This window comes from Flavobacterium sp. WC2509, assembly GCF_052683105.1.
Genome location: NZ_JBQZFG010000001.1, coordinates 1,276,094 through 1,290,678, shown reverse-complemented (window position 1 = coordinate 1,290,678; position 14,585 = coordinate 1,276,094). Strand labels below are relative to the sequence as shown.

Genomic DNA, 14,585 nt, shown 5'->3' with positions numbered 1-14,585 from the left:
GTTTCGAGTCTAAAAATGATAATTAAGAGTTAGTCCTACATTTGATTTAAATGTTACAGCATCGGGAGTTATTTCTGGTCTAACTGATAAATTTTGATTGACGTTGAATTGTATTAATGCAGCGTCAACATTAGCATCGATTATGTTTAATACATAAAAACCAAGCACGAAAAATCCTGATAACGAAGCATTTCTTTGATAGAATTCTTGTGCAGAAATTAATTGAGTGTCTGAAAGATAATCGTATTTTGGATCTGGATTACCTGCTAAACGACTTTTATAAGCATCTCGATATTCGTGGTAACTTTTTTTACTGTCAACATAAAAATACAAACTTGTTCCAATAGCTCCATAAACTAATGGGATTTTCCAGTATCTTTTATTGTATGCTTGCCCTAATCCAGGTAATATGGCTGAGAAAAAGGCAGCTTTTGCAGGTGTCAAAGGATCTATGTCTACTGATGTTGATTTTAAAGTATCTTTTGGTTGTATAGCTTTATCCTTTTTTGCTTGCGCAAAAAGAGGTGAGCTTCCAAAAAGAAAAAGCAATAGACCTATGGAAATGATTTTATTCACTACCCTTCGATTAATTTTATAATTCTATTAAAGTCTTCTTCAGAATGAAAAGGAATGGTGATTTTTCCTTTACCATTTCCAGCTACTTTTACGTCTATTTTTGTTCCAAAATATTTATTAAAAGTACTTACATCTTCATCATTAATTTCAAAAGAAGCGCTTTTTGCAGCAGTAATAGGTTTTGGTTTTAGACTTTCATGATAGTTTTTTACCAAAGTTTCGGTCTCTCTAACAGAAAGATTTTGACTCACTATTTTTTGATAAATATCAGTTTGAACATCATGATCTTCAATATTGATGATAGCACGACCATGTCCCATACTAATAAAACCATCACGAATTCCCGTTTGGATAATCGGATCTAGTTTTAAAAGCCTCAAATAATTAGCAATAGTGGAGCGTTTTTTACCAACTCTTTCACTCATTTGTTCTTGAGTTAATTGAATTTCGTCAATTAATCGTTGGTACGAAAGTGCAATTTCTATTGGGTCTAAGTCATGACGTTGAATGTTTTCAACCAAAGCCATTACCAATGACTCATTATCGTTTGCAATACGGATGTATGCAGGAACGGTAGTAAGTCCAATTAATGTAGAAGCGCGCAAACGACGCTCTCCAGAAATTAATTGGTATTTATTAAAGTCTAATTTACGTACAGTAATAGGTTGAATTACACCTAATTCTTTAATAGAAGTGGCTAATTCACGTAATGATTCTTCATTAAAATTGCTTCGAGGCTGAAACGGATTTATTTCTATAGCATCGATTTCAAGCTCAATAATATTCCCTACAACTTTATCCGCATTTTTGTCTTCTACCGATTGAATATCGTTTTCAGGATCTTTTAATAATGCAGATAAACCTCTACCTAAGGCTTGTTTTTTTATTGCTTTTGACATACAACTATTTACTATTTTTCTTTATAATTTCTTGAGCCAAATTAATGTAATTTACTGCTCCTTTGCTTGTAGCATCATAGTTGATGATACTTTCACCAAAACTAGGTGCTTCGCTCAATTTTACATTTCTTTGAATTATTGTTTCAAAAACCATATCATTAAAATGCTTTTGAACTTCTTCTACGACTTGATTAGATAAACGCAATCTAGAATCAAACATGGTTAATAATAACCCTTCGATATCCAAATCTGGATTGTGAATTTTTTGAATACTTTTGATTGTATTCAATAATTTACCCAAACCTTCTAATGCAAAATATTCGCATTGAATAGGGATAACAACTGAATCTGCAGCTGTTAAGGCATTTAAGGTCAATAATCCTAGAGATGGTGCGCAATCAATTAAGATATAATCGTATTGATCTTTCACACTTTCTAATGCTTTTTTCAGCATGTACTCTCTGTTTGGTTTGTCGACTAGTTCTATTTCGATCGCAACAAGATCGATATGCGCTGGAATTAAATCTACATTTGGAGAAGAACATTTAACAATAGCCTCTAATGGAGTGTTACTGTGTTCCAGAATTTGGTAAGTTCCTATTTCAACTGTTTCAACATCAATACCTAAACCTGACGTGGCATTTGCCTGAGGATCAGCATCTATTAGTAATACTTTTTTTTCTAATACACCAAGTGAAGCAGCTAGGTTAATAGAAGTTGTTGTCTTTCCAACTCCACCTTTCTGATTCGCAATCGCTATGATTTTGCCCATTTATTTTCTAAATTTTGAACGGTAAAAATACAATTATTTATGGGTTTTGGAAATCTATTTTGTTAACAAAAACAAATAGTTTTTAGACTCCTTTGTATGTCTTAAGTATTACTGGATATTATTGATTGTTTTTGTATTTAATGCAATAAAAAAGAGAACTGTATAAAGTTCTCTTTTGAGGTTGTATCTTACTTATTTTATTTTTTTAATAAATTTCAAATAGATTAAGATCTTTATTAGCTATTCTTTTTGGCTTTAATCATCATTTCTAATTGATCCCAAAGTTCCTCAGGAATTGCTTCTAGTAAGTTAAATTGTCCAGCACCTTTTAACCATTCGCCTCCATCGATAACAATTACTTCGCCATTTACATAAGCAGAAAAATCTGAAACTAAATAAGCAGCTAAATTTGCCAATTCTTGATGATCACCGACTCTTTTTAAAGGTACTTTTTTTGCCATATCAAATTTTTCGGCAAGATCTCCAGGCAATAATCGATCCCAGGCACCTTTGGTAGGGAATGGGCCTGGTGCAATTGCATTAGTGCGAATGCCGTATTTTGCCCATTCTACAGCAAGACTTCTCGTCATGGCTAGAACTCCAGCTTTGGCAGTAGCACTTGGAACTACATAAGCAGAACCTGTCCAGGCATAAGTTGTAACAATATTTAAAACTGTTGAAGAGGTTTGCTTGGTGTCTATCCAGTGTTTTCCAAATGCAAGTGTGCAGTTTTTGGTTCCTTTTAAAACAATATCAATTATAGTATCGAAAGCATTGGATGATAATCGTTCAGTTGGAGAAATGAAGTTTCCTGCCGCATTATTCAACAAAACATCTACTTTGCCAAAAGCCTTCAAAACTTCTTGCAACATGTTTTCTACTTCTTCATAATGGCGAACGTCACATTGCAATGGTAAACAAATGCCGCCTGTTTCAGTTTGTAATTCTTCCGCCGTTTTTTTTAGTTTATCTAAATCTCTAGAGGTAATGGCTACTTTTGCGCCTAATTCTAAGAAATATTTGGTCATTGCTTTTCCTAATCCACTTCCGCCTCCTGTAACTACAATCACTTTGCCTTGTAAAGCATCGTCTCTTAACATTTTATCGGTATAACTCATATTTTTTATATTTTGGATTGTAAATGTAATAAAATAAAATAGTATGCATGCATAATTGTTTTTTTTAAAAGAAGCTAAGTTTCTAAGATAATGAAATGTATGATAAAAAAAACTTAGACTCTTAGGATCTCAGTACCTTAGTAACTATACTGCTTCCAATCTTCTCGCAGCTTCTTCCAAAGTATGATTGTCTTTGGCGAAGCAAAAACGGATTAACTTTAAATCTTTTCCATCAGCATAGAAAGTAGATATTGGAATAGCGGCAACACCATGATCAGTAATCAAACGTTTGCAGAAATCAACATCATTTTCGTTTGAAATATTAGCATAAGATACAACCTGAAAGTAAGTTCCTTCGCAAGGCATTAATTCGAATCGGCTATTTTTTAATAATGTTCTAAAGTAGTCTCTTTTTTGTTGATAAAAAGAACTAATTTCTTTTAAGTCAACTAAATCTAAATATTCAGAAATGGCTGCTTGACAAATACTATTAACGCTAAAAACTAGAAATTGGTGAACTTTTTTGATTTCTTTCATTAAATATTCGGGAGCTACCAAGTAACCAATTTTCCAGCCTGTTATATGAAATGTTTTTCCAAATGAAGAAACGGTGATGCACCGATCGAGAAGTTTTTTTCGAGTATGAGTTGAGATGTGTTTTTCTTCGAAAGTAATGTATTCGTAAACTTCATCTGAAAGCAATAATACATTAGGATTTTTTTCTAAAAGTAATTCTAGATTTTCCAAATCTGACTCATTTAAAATCTTCCCAGTCGGGTTATGTGGATTATTAATGATAATCATTTTGGTTTTGTCCGAAAAGGCATTTGCAATAGAATTCCAATTTGGAGTGTAGTCATCGTTGAGTGCTACACGAATAGGTTTTGCGTTACTTAGTAAAATAGGAGCTTCGTAACAATCATAACTTGGATCTAGAATTATTACTTCATCATTTGCTTTTAGTAAAGCTAGTATTGTTGTGAATATGGCTTGTGTTGCACCAGTTGTAACCAATATTTCGGTTTCGGCTGATACGCTTCTATTGTAAGATGATTTTACTAATGTTGCTATTTTGGCTAACAAAGGAGGGTATCCAGACATTGGAGTGTATTGATGTACATCTTCTGTTGATAGTCGAGAAATAATTTGCGTTAATCTTTCATCTACTGGAAAATTTGGAAATCCTTGCGAAAGATTAATTGCATTGTACTCAACGGCCATTTTGGACATTACTGTGAAAATGCTTGTTGTTACATTTGGGAGTTTGCTCATGTAATAGGTGAATTTATTCAGAGGTATAAAAGTAGTTTTGAAAACTAATTTAGTTTTTCCAAATCCTTTTTAAATTTCTCGACATAAGGTTTGAAGCGTTCGTCTTTGTCAATTTGAGTGCTATTTATCCACTCGTTGAATTTTTTTAAGTTATTCTGACTGTAGAATGCGCATAAAATATTGAATGCGTTTTCAGATTTATACGTTTTGTCAGTTATGTCTTTTTCTATTTTATAATAGGTTTTTATTGCGTCGGGGAGCTGATTGTTATGTACTTGTGAATAAAGTAATTCTTTGTAAGCATAAGCGTTGTCAGGCGTTTGTTTGATTTCTTCTTTCAGGATATTAATCGCATTTTGAGGTTGATTTAAACAATTATATGAAAAAGCAATCTCGGTTTTAAGCCCTTTGTAATTCGGGTCGATTTTTTTTACTTTTTCTAAGTATGACAACCCTTTTGCACATTCGTTCCAAGCGTTATAAGTAAAGCCCCATCTGAATAGTCTATTGGTTGAGTTTTCATCTCCTTGATAGGCTTTGAGCCAATCGGGAGTTTTTGAAATATCGAATTCGGTAAAATAAGATTCAGGAATGATTGCTACTAATGATTTGTTTGGTTGTAATCTGAATTTCATAGATCTTTCCGCTTCATTTTTACTGATAAGAAATTTTCCAGTGCTGTTTATTTTGAATGAACCAGCAAAATCGAAAGTTAAACCAGCTTGATTGTCCATGTATACAAAACCATAGTTGTAGGAGCCTGATGAGTCAGACGGAAAGACTATCCATTTATTTTCGCAATCAATAGGTTTTGAATTGAAATTTAATTTGTCTTGAGCTACACAACAATTGCTTATAAAAAAGCTTATAATTAAAATGAAGGTTTTCATATATGTAAAAGTTATTTTTTATAGGTCATATATTTTATCGCCTTTTATTTATGAGTCTTTGTTTGGAACAGACTGTTTGTTAGTGGCGATTTTATAATTATTGTTGGTTTTTAAAAGAGGTCTTAGTTGTGGTTTTATTTTCAAAATTAAGAAAAATTGTATTATGCCTTCCAGGTTGGCTAATTGTTTTTCAAAAAATAAAAACTTAGTGCGGTAAAATAAACTGGTTATCTTACGGTAAATTTTCTGCGGGTTTGCGTGAGGGATAGAAGCTAGTTACCGAAGTAACGCGAATGACCCGACAGCATAAAGGAAATGGGCCGACTTACCGTTACGATGAGTTGGCCCATTTTCTTTATGGTGGCACGCCCAAAATAGCTGCTACATTTTATGGATGATAAAAATGGTTGGACGTTTGTGTAAATCGATGGTTTCTTTTTTCCAAGCTGAAATTTTCTTTGTTTTGATGTATTCCGTTGGTAAAGTGATATCGGTGGCTATACACAAATGTGTTTCGGGATGCAAAGTTTGGATTAAATCTTCTAGTAATTTATTGTTGCGGTACGGTGTTTCAATAAAAATCTGAGATTGGTTTTTTTCGAAAGAGATACGTTCTAAACTTTTGAAACTCGCTTTTTTTTCGTCTTTTTCAATGGGTAAATAACCGTGAAAAGTAAAACTTTGGCCGTTCATTCCAGAGGCCATCATGGCTAATAGAATAGAGGAAGGGCCGACAAGAGGGATAACTTGAATCCCTTTTTCGTGCGCTAATTTTACTATTACGGCACCAGGATCGGCTACTCCAGGGCAACCAGCTTCGCTCATCAATCCCATGTCTTTACCTTCTAAAAGTGGTTTTATGAAATCTTGATGTTCTTTAGTTTCGGTATGTTTGTTGAGTATAAACAGTTTTAATTCGGATTGTTTTTTCTCGGGATTGGTCAGTTTTATGGATTTCCGAGCAGTTTTGTCATTTTCAACTACGTAGTAATCGATAAGTTCAACACATCTTTTAATGGTTTGTGGTAATACATCCATTGGGTCGCAATCGCCCATTGTAGTTGGAATTAAGTATAGTTTTCCAAAAAGAGGTGTTGGTTTCATAAGGTAATTTGTTTTTAAGGATGAAAAAATTCACCCTTATAAGAATAGTTTCTTGCTAGTGTTTGTAGTCGCTGGCAAAGTTATGAAAAAACAGATTTGGTTTTACTCTGAATGTTTGGTAATCAGTCTTTCGGCAATTACATCACAAGCTTCGTCTAGCATTTGATAAACCATGTCAAATCCATTTGCTACACCATAGTAAGGATCTGGCACATCTACATTTTCATCAGGGAATATAGCATTCAGGATAAGTTGGACTTTTTCTTTTTGAGCTTCGTTTTGAGCCAAATGAATTACATCATTGTAGTTACTGTTATCCATTACAAAAATATAATCAAAAGTATCAAAATCAGCCCTTGAGAATTGTCTTCCTTTTTGATTGCAAATGTCTAAGCCATTTTTTTTTGCGGTAGATATGGAGCGTTTGTCTGGAGCATGACCAACATGCCAAGAACCAGTTCCTGCTGAATCAACATGGAATTTTTCAGTAGGAAGTTTGGAGGCTAATATACCTTCTGCCAAAGGAGAACGGCAAATATTACCCAAACAAACCATTAAAATTTTAACAGGCATTACTTTATAGCGTTAATTTTGAATTGATATCCTCGACATACTTTTTGAATTGTTTGTCGGTAGCAACTAAATTATCAACCGTTTTACAAGCGTGTAATACGGTAGCGTGATCGCGGTCTCCGATTTGAGAACCAATATTAGCTAATGAAGCTTTAGTGAATTTTTTCGCAAAAAACATAGCTAACTGTCTAGCTTGCACAACATGTCTTTTTCTTGTTTTGGATTGTAGTGTTTCTAAATCCAATTGGAAATAATCGGAGACAATTTTTTGAATGTAGTCGATTGATATTTCTCTCTTTACATTTTTTACGAATTTTTCTACGACACTTTTAGCAAGCTCAATGGTTACTTCTTTTTTGTTGAAAGAAGATTGAGCAATCAATGATATGATGGCGCCTTCTAGTTCACGAACATTAGATTTGATGTTTCTAGCCACATATTCGATTATTTCATCAGGCATTTCAACACCATCACGATATAAAATATTTTTTAAGATAGAAATTCTAGTTTCGTAATCTGGTTGGTGTAACTCGGCAGATAATCCCCATTTGAAACGAGATAATAAGCGTTGTTCAATATCTTGCATGTCAACAGGAGCCTTGTCTGAAGTCAAGATTACCTGTTTTCCGTTTTGGTGTAAATAATTAAAAATATGGAAAAATACATCTTGTGTTCCTGATTTTCCAGAAAGGAATTGAACATCATCAATGATTAATACGTCTATTAATTGATAAAAATGAATGAAATCATTTCTGTTATTTTTCTTTACAGAATCAATGTATTGTTGTGTGAAAATTTCGGCAGAAATATATAAAACCGTTTTTTCAGGAAATTTATCTTTGATCTCAACTCCAATAGCGTGTGCTAAGTGTGTTTTTCCTAATCCAACCCCACCAAAAATTAATAAAGGATTAAAGGAAGTTCCTCCAGGTTTATTGGCAACTGCCATACCTGCAGAACGGGCTAGTCTATTAGAATCACCTTCTAGGAAATTATCAAAACTATAATTAGCATTTAATTGAGATTCAATTTTTAAATTACGAATACCAGGAATTACAAACGGATTTTTTAATTCTGGGTTAAGGTTTTTAAAAGGAGCGTCTACTTCTTGTGCTTTTACTGGACCTCTATTGGCGCTTGGCAACTGTTCGGTAAACGGTTGTTTGTTGCCATAAGTGTTCTCCATTTTAATTTTATAGAGTAACTTTGCGTTTTTTCCAAGTTCTTTGGTTAGGGCAACTTTTAATAATTTTACATAGTGCTCTTCTAACCATTCGTAGAAAAATTTACTTGGTACTTGAATATATAATGCATTATCGGTAAGTTCAACTGATTTGATTGGTTCGAACCAAGTTTTATAGGCTTGATCTTGAATGTTGTCCTTTATGAAGGACAGACAGTTTTCCCATACTGATTGTGCAGTCTTGTTCATATATCTAGTTAAATTATTTTATTCTGAGTATCTATTGTCTTACAAAAAGAATGTAAAAAATATTCTTTTTTCGGGATAACAAATATGTGAACAATTATCTGTAAAAAAAAATAATTTAGGTTATAATTTTTGAAAATATTGTTGTAAGCAGCTTTTTTAAATTTAAATTTTTAATGCAAAATTAATGAAGGATCATCAAATTCAAGTTCGTGTTCGTTATTCTGAAACAGACCAAATGGGAGTCGTTTATCACGGAAATTATATCCCTTATTTTGAGATAGGAAGAGTCGAATGGCTTAGAAACAAAGGGATTTCATATAAAAAGATGGAAGAAAGTGGTGTTGGGCTTCCAATTGTGAATATGAATATCAGTTATAAAAAATCGGCGAGATATGATGAGCTATTAACGGTGCACACGGTTTTCAAAAGTCAGACGTCTGTGAAGATCGAATTTGATTGTGCAATTTATAACGAAGCGAAAGAGTTATTAACAACGGCTCAATTTTTGTTGGTTTTTGTGTCGTTAAAAACAGGTAAACCAATTGCTCCTCCAGATTACATTTTAGAACTACTAAAATCTTTTGAATAATCATCAAAAGGAGGTCTTTTAAATGAGAATTTATAGTTTTTTTATGTCAATTTCAAACAATGAATTAAAAGTGTCGAATATCATTTCGGCATTTTTTTTTCTGGTTTTTATTACAAATTTGCCAATTGGTAAATTAGTTTCCTCATTTATTTCCATTTCTTGAGTCACAATGTCCAGTTTTTTTTCTTTGATTACTCGCATTACTTTATTCATGTTTTTATAATCAAACGAAATTTGAAAAGAGATATCAATTGTTTTTTCGATAATTTCACACGATTCTAAAGTGATTTGTGCTGAAGTTTTATAAGCGGTGATTAAACCACCAACACCCAGCTTTATTCCGCCATAAATGCGAACAACCACAACAAGTGTATTAGTAAGTCCAAAAGATTGAATTTGGCCATAAATAGGTGTGCCAGCCGTGTTGCTAGGCTCTCCGTCATCGTTGGCTCTGTATTGAAGAGTTTCTGTTCCTATTTGATAGGCATAACAGTAGTGAACAGCATGAGGGTGTTTCTTTTTTAAAATTTCAATAATGGGTTTTACTTCGTCCTCAGATTCTATCGGGAATGCATAGCCAAAGAATTTGCTGCTTTTTTCCTTGAATAAAGTTTCTTCAGAAGGAAATGCAATAGTATTGTAAGTATCTTTCATGTTCAATAGCAATAACAATTGCAATTTCAAAAATCAATAGCAATATCAATTTTAAAAAATAAATTTAAAAATAATAGCTTTTAATTTGAATGAGTTTTTGTTTGTTTGTTTTTCTTTGACTTTTGCCATTGCCATTGAAATTGATTTTTGAAATTTGCTATTGAATAATTTTTTTATCAAATAAATGTACGACGTCTTCTTCACCTACTTGTAAATTCCAAATATGAAGACCTAGTGCAGCTGCGGCATCAGTATTTTCTTTTTTGTCGTCTATGAATAAGGTTTGCTTGGCTTGCAGTCCATGTTGATCGAGTACGTAACTGTAAATGTCTGGATTAGGTTTTCTCATACCAATTTCAAACGAAAAATATACTTTTTCAAAACATTGGTAAAAATCGCTGTAAAATGAAGTTCCTGATCTTTGTTCGAAAGTAGCAATATGAATGGCATCTGTATTGCTTAATAAAAATAAGCGATACTTTTGCGAAAGCATTTGAAGAAATTCCAATCGATATAAAGGGAAATCGGCTAATATAGAGTTCCAGGCTTCACGAATATCTTCAATTGAAGCTTCATTAGTATGTTTTTGAATTCCTGATAAAAAATCTTCTCCCGAAATGGCTCCAACTTCATATTGTAAGTTCAATTGGTTTAAATCTTCGTTCCAATTGGATATACCAAGATTTTTTAAACCATCTAAGGTTGCTTGTTTGTCTAAATTGATAAACACATCTCCAAAATCAAAAATAATAGCATTAATCATGGTTTTTTAGTATTGTAAGTTCGTCTTTTTCGATTAAGTGTTTTTCGAAATTTATTTTTTCTAACAAAGGAGCTTTAATGCCTTTGTTTAAATTTGTTCTTCCTGTAAAAATTCGTGCTTCATCCCAAAGATTAGCATCGATAAAGGTCTGTAAAGTTTGAAGCCCGCCTTCAATAATGACCGATTGGATGTTGTATTTGTATAACGAATCAACAATTTGTTCGGCAATATTTTGTTTAAAATCTATTACTTCAAAGGTAGTGTTTTCTTTGGAGATGGTGCTTTCGGAATTGGTAAAAACAATGGTTTTCACTTGATTGTCAAAAACAGCATTCTCTTTTGGAATCCGATTGTTTTGATCTAATACGATTCGGATAGGATTATTTCCTTGCCAATCTCTGGCATTTAGTTTAGGATTGTCATCAATAACGGTTTGTGTTCCTACTAAAATAGCTTGTTCTTCTGTTCGCCATTTGTGAGTTAATTGTCTTGAATACGTATTGCTAATCCAAACTGGTTTTTTCTCGCTTTTTTCAAAAGGTGCAATAAAACCATCTTGGCTTTGCGCCCATTTTAATATGATATACGGTTTTTTCTTTTGATGAAAAGTAAAGAAACGTTTGTTGAGTTCATTGCATTCATCTTCTAGAATTCCAACTGTAACATGAATGCCAGCTTCGATTAATTTTTTAATCCCTTTTCCTGCAACTTCACTAAAAGGATCTATTGTACCAACTACTACATTTGGGATTTTATTTTTGATGATTAAATCACAGCAAGGAGGTGTTTTTCCAAAATGGCTACACGGTTCCAAGCTAACATATATAGTAGCTTTTTCTAGTAATGATTTGTCTTGAACGGAGTTTACAGCATTAACCTCGGCATGAGGTTCGCCTGCTTTTTTGTGCCAGCCTTCGCCTATGATTTTGTCTTCATAAACAATGACGCTCCCGACCATAGGATTGGGATAAGTTGTTCCAAGACCATTTTTGGCCAGAGCGATGCAACGGCTCATGTATTTTTCATGTATTTTCACTTTGCAAAAATAGTAATTTTGAGATTAGGATTTAGTTTGAAAGTTTGGATGTTTTTACCATTTACAATGGCTATTTTTGTGTTGTAGAATCGATAGTAACAGATATAATGAATAATTGGATTATTAGAAAAATACAAAAAGAAGACAATCAGGCGGTTGCTCAACTGATAAGAGCTGTTTTTGATGAATTGAATATTCCAAAAACAGGAACTGCTTACGAGGATCCTTATCTTGATTTAATGTTTGAAGAATATAGTAAACCAAGATCTGTTTATTATGTAGTGGAAAGTGAAGGACGAATTATGGGCTGTGCAGGAATAGCGCAATTAGCAAATGAAGCAGATACTTTTTGTGAATTACAAAAAATGTATTTGCTGTCTGAAACCCGCGGAAAGGGAATTGGAAGCCAAATGATGGAACAATGTTTGCAAAGTGCTCGTGATTTTGGTTACGAGAAATGTTATTTAGAAACGATGCCTTTTATGTTGGATGCCCAAAAGCTATATAGAAAAGTAGGTTTCGAAAACATTTGCTCGCCAATGGGAAGTACTGGACATACAAGTTGTCCGGTTTGGATGCTGAAGGATTTATGATTAACAATTTTTGATTGAAAGCCGAATATTTATAATAGAACATGAAAATAAAAGAATACAGAATCCAATTTATTCAAATGCTCACTTCGTTGTATGGAGAAGGCGAAGCGGAGAGTTTTTTCTATTTGATATTGGAGGAAAAGCAAAAACTGAAAAGAATTGATCTGGCTTTACAACCGGACTTGGTTTTTTTAGAAGAAGAAATTGTGGTTTGGAATTCAATTTTAGAACAATTGAAATTAGAAATTCCAGTTCAGTATTTGTTAGGCAAAACGAGTTTTTATGGATTGGATTTTGAAGTTAATTCCAATGTTTTGATTCCAAGACCGGAAACAGAGGAGTTAGTAGATTGGATAATCTCTAATAATCTAAAAATCGAACAATCTAAAAATCTAAAGATTCTGGACATTGGAACGGGAAGTGGTTGTATTGCTATTTCGTTGGCCAAGAATCTTCCGAATGCTCAGGTTTTTGCTCTTGATGTTTCTGAAAAAGCTTTGGCAACAGCCAAAAAAAATGCAGATCTTAACGAAGTGAATGTAACTTTTCTTCATCAAAGTATTTTGGATACAGAAGATTTAGGACAAGAATTTGATATTATTGTTTCAAATCCGCCATATGTTCGGAATTTGGAAAAAGAAGAAATCAAGAAAAATGTTTTGGATTACGAACCGCATTTAGCACTTTTCGTAGAAGATAATGACGCCTTGATTTTCTATAGAAAAATAGCTGAATTGGCTCAGAAGAATTTAACTAATTCAGGGCAATTGTATTTCGAAATCAATCAATATTTAGGGAAAGAAATGGTTGAATTACTTGAAAAAATGAATTTTAAAAATATTGAATTACGTAAAGATATATATGATAACGATAGGATGATGTTAGGTTATCTTTTATAGCAGTCATTTCTCGTTTTCTGTAATCTTGCGTGAGGGGTAGGAGCAAGCTACCGAAGTAGCGCATTCTATGATAAAAAACAATTAAATTTAAAAGATTAACAGGCAAATTTATATGTGTTTATATATGGTGTTTGTCTGTTAATTACAGAGAAAACACGTCCTATTATTTTGCATTTTACATTGTTTAAGATTAACATAGCATTTTTGCCTTCCCTTTTTTTTCTTTCATAATATTCTTTGAGTTGCGGATCATGTTTTACTGCTACTAAAGCACACATTTGTAATATTGATTTCATTTTTTTATCTGCCATATGATTTACTTTGGTTCGTCCTTTTATACTCGAACCCGACGTATGTTCAAAAGGGGCGGTTCCAGCGTAACAAGCCAATTTCCTCGCATTATCAAATGCTGTAAAACCTCTTGTAACAATTAACATATAGATAGCCGTTTTATCTCCAATGCCAGGAACACTTTTAATCAATTCAAATTGTTTTTTCAATTCAGAATGACTAGATATTATTGCTTCCATTTCCTTCTCAATAGATTTTAATGTTGCTTTTAAAAACTTCACCGTTTTATTATTTATTCCTTTAATTGATTGATAAATCTGTTTTGGCATAAAAGCAGCATTCTCTTTTGTCCTCTCAAAAATTTTAAATGATTTCATTACTTTTTCTCTTTCAGTGAAAAGCAATTTTAATTGTTGAATTACTGTTTCTGGCAAAGTAGAGAGTTTTAGTTTATCAACATTTCGGAGGCTGTACAAAGCAATGTCTTTAGCATCTGCTTTGTCATTTTTGCCTCTCGAGATTCCTTTAGATCGTTTGATTTCAATGGCTGGTACAACCCAGAAATCAAGATTGCTTTCAGATAGACAGCTACTCAAAGGAAAAGTATAAACCCCGGTGTTTTCACAGCAAAACAAAACAGCAGTTAAATCTATCTTCTGTTTTGTTAAGTTTTTTAAAATTTCCTTAACACCTTTTAAATTGTTTTCTACAATGAAATGATTAATTACATTTGGCTCTTCTTTTTTTAAAAGCACTACATCTAATTTTGATTTTGAAATATCAACACCTACATAAAATAAATAGTTTTTCATAACTTTGAATTTAGGATAAACAAAAATGTTGAACTTCTTTAGAGCCTTTATTAGACCTTGATGTCTATCATTCTATTTGAAGCAATTCAACGGGATTCAAGGAGAAGACAGAGGACTAATGCGCTACATAAGTCACAAGCTTGGCGGATAGCATAGTTCACCTCTGTTTTCCTTTGAATAAAGTTACTGTTTTTATTAAACACAAAGTAAAGGCGGATGACCCGACCGCATTAAGGAAAGGGGCAACTAGCACGTATGCTGAGTTGCCCCTTTTCTTAATGTGGTCACGCCCAAAATGTTTGACAAAAACTA

16 protein-coding genes are annotated in these 14,585 nt (G+C 32.9%); 3 read left to right on the top strand and 13 right to left on the bottom strand.

Going from position 1 to position 14,585, the window contains the following annotated elements; genetic code table 11:
* Positions 1-9: 9 nt before the first annotated feature.
* The 9 genes from ACUN3A_RS05310 to dnaA all read right to left on the bottom strand — a co-directional run bounded on the left by ACUN3A_RS05310 (position 10) and on the right by dnaA (position 8,636).
* A complete protein-coding gene (locus tag ACUN3A_RS05310; RefSeq protein ID WP_445550300.1) occupies positions 10-576 on the bottom strand; it encodes a DUF5683 domain-containing protein in 567 nt (188 codons plus the stop codon).
* On the bottom strand, positions 576-1,475 hold the full coding sequence (locus ACUN3A_RS05305; RefSeq protein WP_445550299.1) for a ParB/RepB/Spo0J family partition protein: 900 nt from the start codon (positions 1,473-1,475) through the stop codon (positions 576-578). The genes ACUN3A_RS05310 and ACUN3A_RS05305 overlap by 1 nt, the downstream gene beginning before the upstream one ends.
* 4 nt (positions 1,476-1,479) lie before the next feature.
* Positions 1,480-2,247 carry a ParA family protein gene (locus ACUN3A_RS05300; RefSeq protein ID WP_445550298.1) on the bottom strand — a complete coding sequence of 256 codons (768 nt, stop codon included), beginning with the start codon at positions 2,245-2,247 and terminating at the stop codon, positions 1,480-1,482.
* Between the two features lie 236 nt (positions 2,248-2,483).
* The gene (locus tag ACUN3A_RS05295; RefSeq protein WP_445550297.1) at positions 2,484-3,365 is read right to left on the bottom strand and encodes an SDR family oxidoreductase; all 882 of its coding nucleotides are present in this window, start codon (positions 3,363-3,365) and stop codon (positions 2,484-2,486) included.
* A 144-nt stretch (positions 3,366-3,509) separates the two neighbouring features.
* Entirely contained in the window at positions 3,510-4,637 is a 1,128-nt protein-coding gene (locus tag ACUN3A_RS05290) for a methionine aminotransferase (protein WP_445550296.1), read from the bottom strand.
* A gap of 44 nt (positions 4,638-4,681) precedes the next feature.
* Positions 4,682-5,527 (bottom strand): tetratricopeptide repeat protein, encoded by an 846-nt coding sequence (locus tag ACUN3A_RS05285; RefSeq protein WP_445550295.1) that lies wholly within the window; start codon positions 5,525-5,527, stop codon positions 4,682-4,684.
* Between the two features lie 381 nt (positions 5,528-5,908).
* Positions 5,909-6,631: an SAM-dependent methyltransferase gene (locus ACUN3A_RS05280; protein WP_445550294.1), complete on the bottom strand. Its 723-nt coding sequence runs from the start codon at positions 6,629-6,631 to the stop codon at positions 5,909-5,911.
* A 102-nt stretch (positions 6,632-6,733) separates the two neighbouring features.
* Positions 6,734-7,204 carry a low molecular weight protein-tyrosine-phosphatase gene (locus ACUN3A_RS05275; RefSeq protein ID WP_445550293.1) on the bottom strand — a complete coding sequence of 157 codons (471 nt, stop codon included), beginning with the start codon at positions 7,202-7,204 and terminating at the stop codon, positions 6,734-6,736.
* A 4-nt stretch (positions 7,205-7,208) separates the two neighbouring features.
* The gene (gene dnaA / locus ACUN3A_RS05270) at positions 7,209-8,636 is read right to left on the bottom strand and encodes a chromosomal replication initiator protein DnaA (protein WP_100433499.1); all 1,428 of its coding nucleotides are present in this window, start codon (positions 8,634-8,636) and stop codon (positions 7,209-7,211) included.
* Positions 8,637-8,820: 184 nt separating this feature from the next.
* Here dnaA and ACUN3A_RS05265 point away from each other — a divergent pair, with 184 nt between their 5' ends.
* A complete protein-coding gene (locus ACUN3A_RS05265; protein WP_445550292.1) occupies positions 8,821-9,225 on the top strand; it encodes an acyl-CoA thioesterase in 405 nt (134 codons plus the stop codon).
* A gap of 30 nt (positions 9,226-9,255) precedes the next feature.
* On the opposite strand, the gene ACUN3A_RS05260 is transcribed toward ACUN3A_RS05265, so the two are convergent.
* The 3 genes from ACUN3A_RS05260 to ribD all read right to left on the bottom strand — a co-directional run bounded on the left by ACUN3A_RS05260 (position 9,256) and on the right by ribD (position 11,678).
* Complete coding sequence (locus ACUN3A_RS05260; RefSeq protein ID WP_445550291.1) at positions 9,256-9,885, bottom strand: IMPACT family protein; 630 nt, start codon at positions 9,883-9,885, stop codon at positions 9,256-9,258.
* Between the two features lie 151 nt (positions 9,886-10,036).
* Positions 10,037-10,642, bottom strand: a complete 606-nt coding sequence (locus tag ACUN3A_RS05255; RefSeq protein ID WP_445550290.1) for an HAD family hydrolase — start codon at positions 10,640-10,642, stop codon at positions 10,037-10,039.
* Positions 10,635-11,678 carry a bifunctional diaminohydroxyphosphoribosylaminopyrimidine deaminase/5-amino-6-(5-phosphoribosylamino)uracil reductase RibD gene (gene ribD / locus ACUN3A_RS05250; protein WP_445550289.1) on the bottom strand — a complete coding sequence of 348 codons (1,044 nt, stop codon included), beginning with the start codon at positions 11,676-11,678 and terminating at the stop codon, positions 10,635-10,637. Before ribD ends, ACUN3A_RS05255 begins: the two co-directional genes overlap by 8 nt.
* A gap of 107 nt (positions 11,679-11,785) precedes the next feature.
* On the opposite strand from ribD, the gene ACUN3A_RS05245 reads away from it, so the two are divergent.
* Positions 11,786-12,271 (top strand): GNAT family N-acetyltransferase, encoded by a 486-nt coding sequence (locus ACUN3A_RS05245; RefSeq protein WP_445550288.1) that lies wholly within the window; start codon positions 11,786-11,788, stop codon positions 12,269-12,271.
* A 41-nt stretch (positions 12,272-12,312) separates the two neighbouring features.
* Complete coding sequence (prmC, locus tag ACUN3A_RS05240) at positions 12,313-13,170, top strand: peptide chain release factor N(5)-glutamine methyltransferase (protein WP_445550287.1); 858 nt, start codon at positions 12,313-12,315, stop codon at positions 13,168-13,170.
* A 95-nt stretch (positions 13,171-13,265) separates the two neighbouring features.
* On the opposite strand, the gene ACUN3A_RS05235 is transcribed toward prmC, so the two are convergent.
* Positions 13,266-14,273, bottom strand: a complete 1,008-nt coding sequence (locus ACUN3A_RS05235) for an IS110 family transposase (protein ID WP_445549790.1) — start codon at positions 14,271-14,273, stop codon at positions 13,266-13,268.
* Between the last annotated feature and the right edge of the window lie 312 nt (positions 14,274-14,585).

Bases quoted from the DNA above. Each gene is read 5' to 3' on its own strand.
- ACUN3A_RS05305 (WP_445550299.1), bottom strand. From the start codon at position 1,475: ATGTCAAAAGCAATAAAAAAACAAGCCTTAGGTAGAGGTTTATCTGCA.
- ACUN3A_RS05300 (WP_445550298.1), bottom strand. From the start codon at position 2,247: ATGGGCAAAATCATAGCGATTGCGAATCAGAAAGGTGGAGTTGGAAAG.
- ACUN3A_RS05295 (WP_445550297.1), bottom strand. From the start codon at position 3,365: ATGAGTTATACCGATAAAATGTTAAGAGACGATGCTTTACAAGGCAAA.
- ACUN3A_RS05290 (WP_445550296.1), bottom strand. From the start codon at position 4,637: ATGAGCAAACTCCCAAATGTAACAACAAGCATTTTCACAGTAATGTCC.
- ACUN3A_RS05285 (WP_445550295.1), bottom strand. From the start codon at position 5,527: ATGAAAACCTTCATTTTAATTATAAGCTTTTTTATAAGCAATTGTTGT.
- ACUN3A_RS05280 (WP_445550294.1), bottom strand. From the start codon at position 6,631: ATGAAACCAACACCTCTTTTTGGAAAACTATACTTAATTCCAACTACA.
- ACUN3A_RS05275 (WP_445550293.1), bottom strand. From the start codon at position 7,204: ATGCCTGTTAAAATTTTAATGGTTTGTTTGGGTAATATTTGCCGTTCT.
- dnaA (WP_100433499.1), bottom strand. From the start codon at position 8,636: ATGAACAAGACTGCACAATCAGTATGGGAAAACTGTCTGTCCTTCATA.
- ACUN3A_RS05265 (WP_445550292.1), top strand. From the start codon at position 8,821: ATGAAGGATCATCAAATTCAAGTTCGTGTTCGTTATTCTGAAACAGAC.
- ACUN3A_RS05255 (WP_445550290.1), bottom strand. From the start codon at position 10,642: ATGATTAATGCTATTATTTTTGATTTTGGAGATGTGTTTATCAATTTA.
- ACUN3A_RS05245 (WP_445550288.1), top strand. From the start codon at position 11,786: ATGAATAATTGGATTATTAGAAAAATACAAAAAGAAGACAATCAGGCG.
- prmC (WP_445550287.1), top strand. From the start codon at position 12,313: ATGAAAATAAAAGAATACAGAATCCAATTTATTCAAATGCTCACTTCG.
- ACUN3A_RS05235 (WP_445549790.1), bottom strand. From the start codon at position 14,273: ATGAAAAACTATTTATTTTATGTAGGTGTTGATATTTCAAAATCAAAA.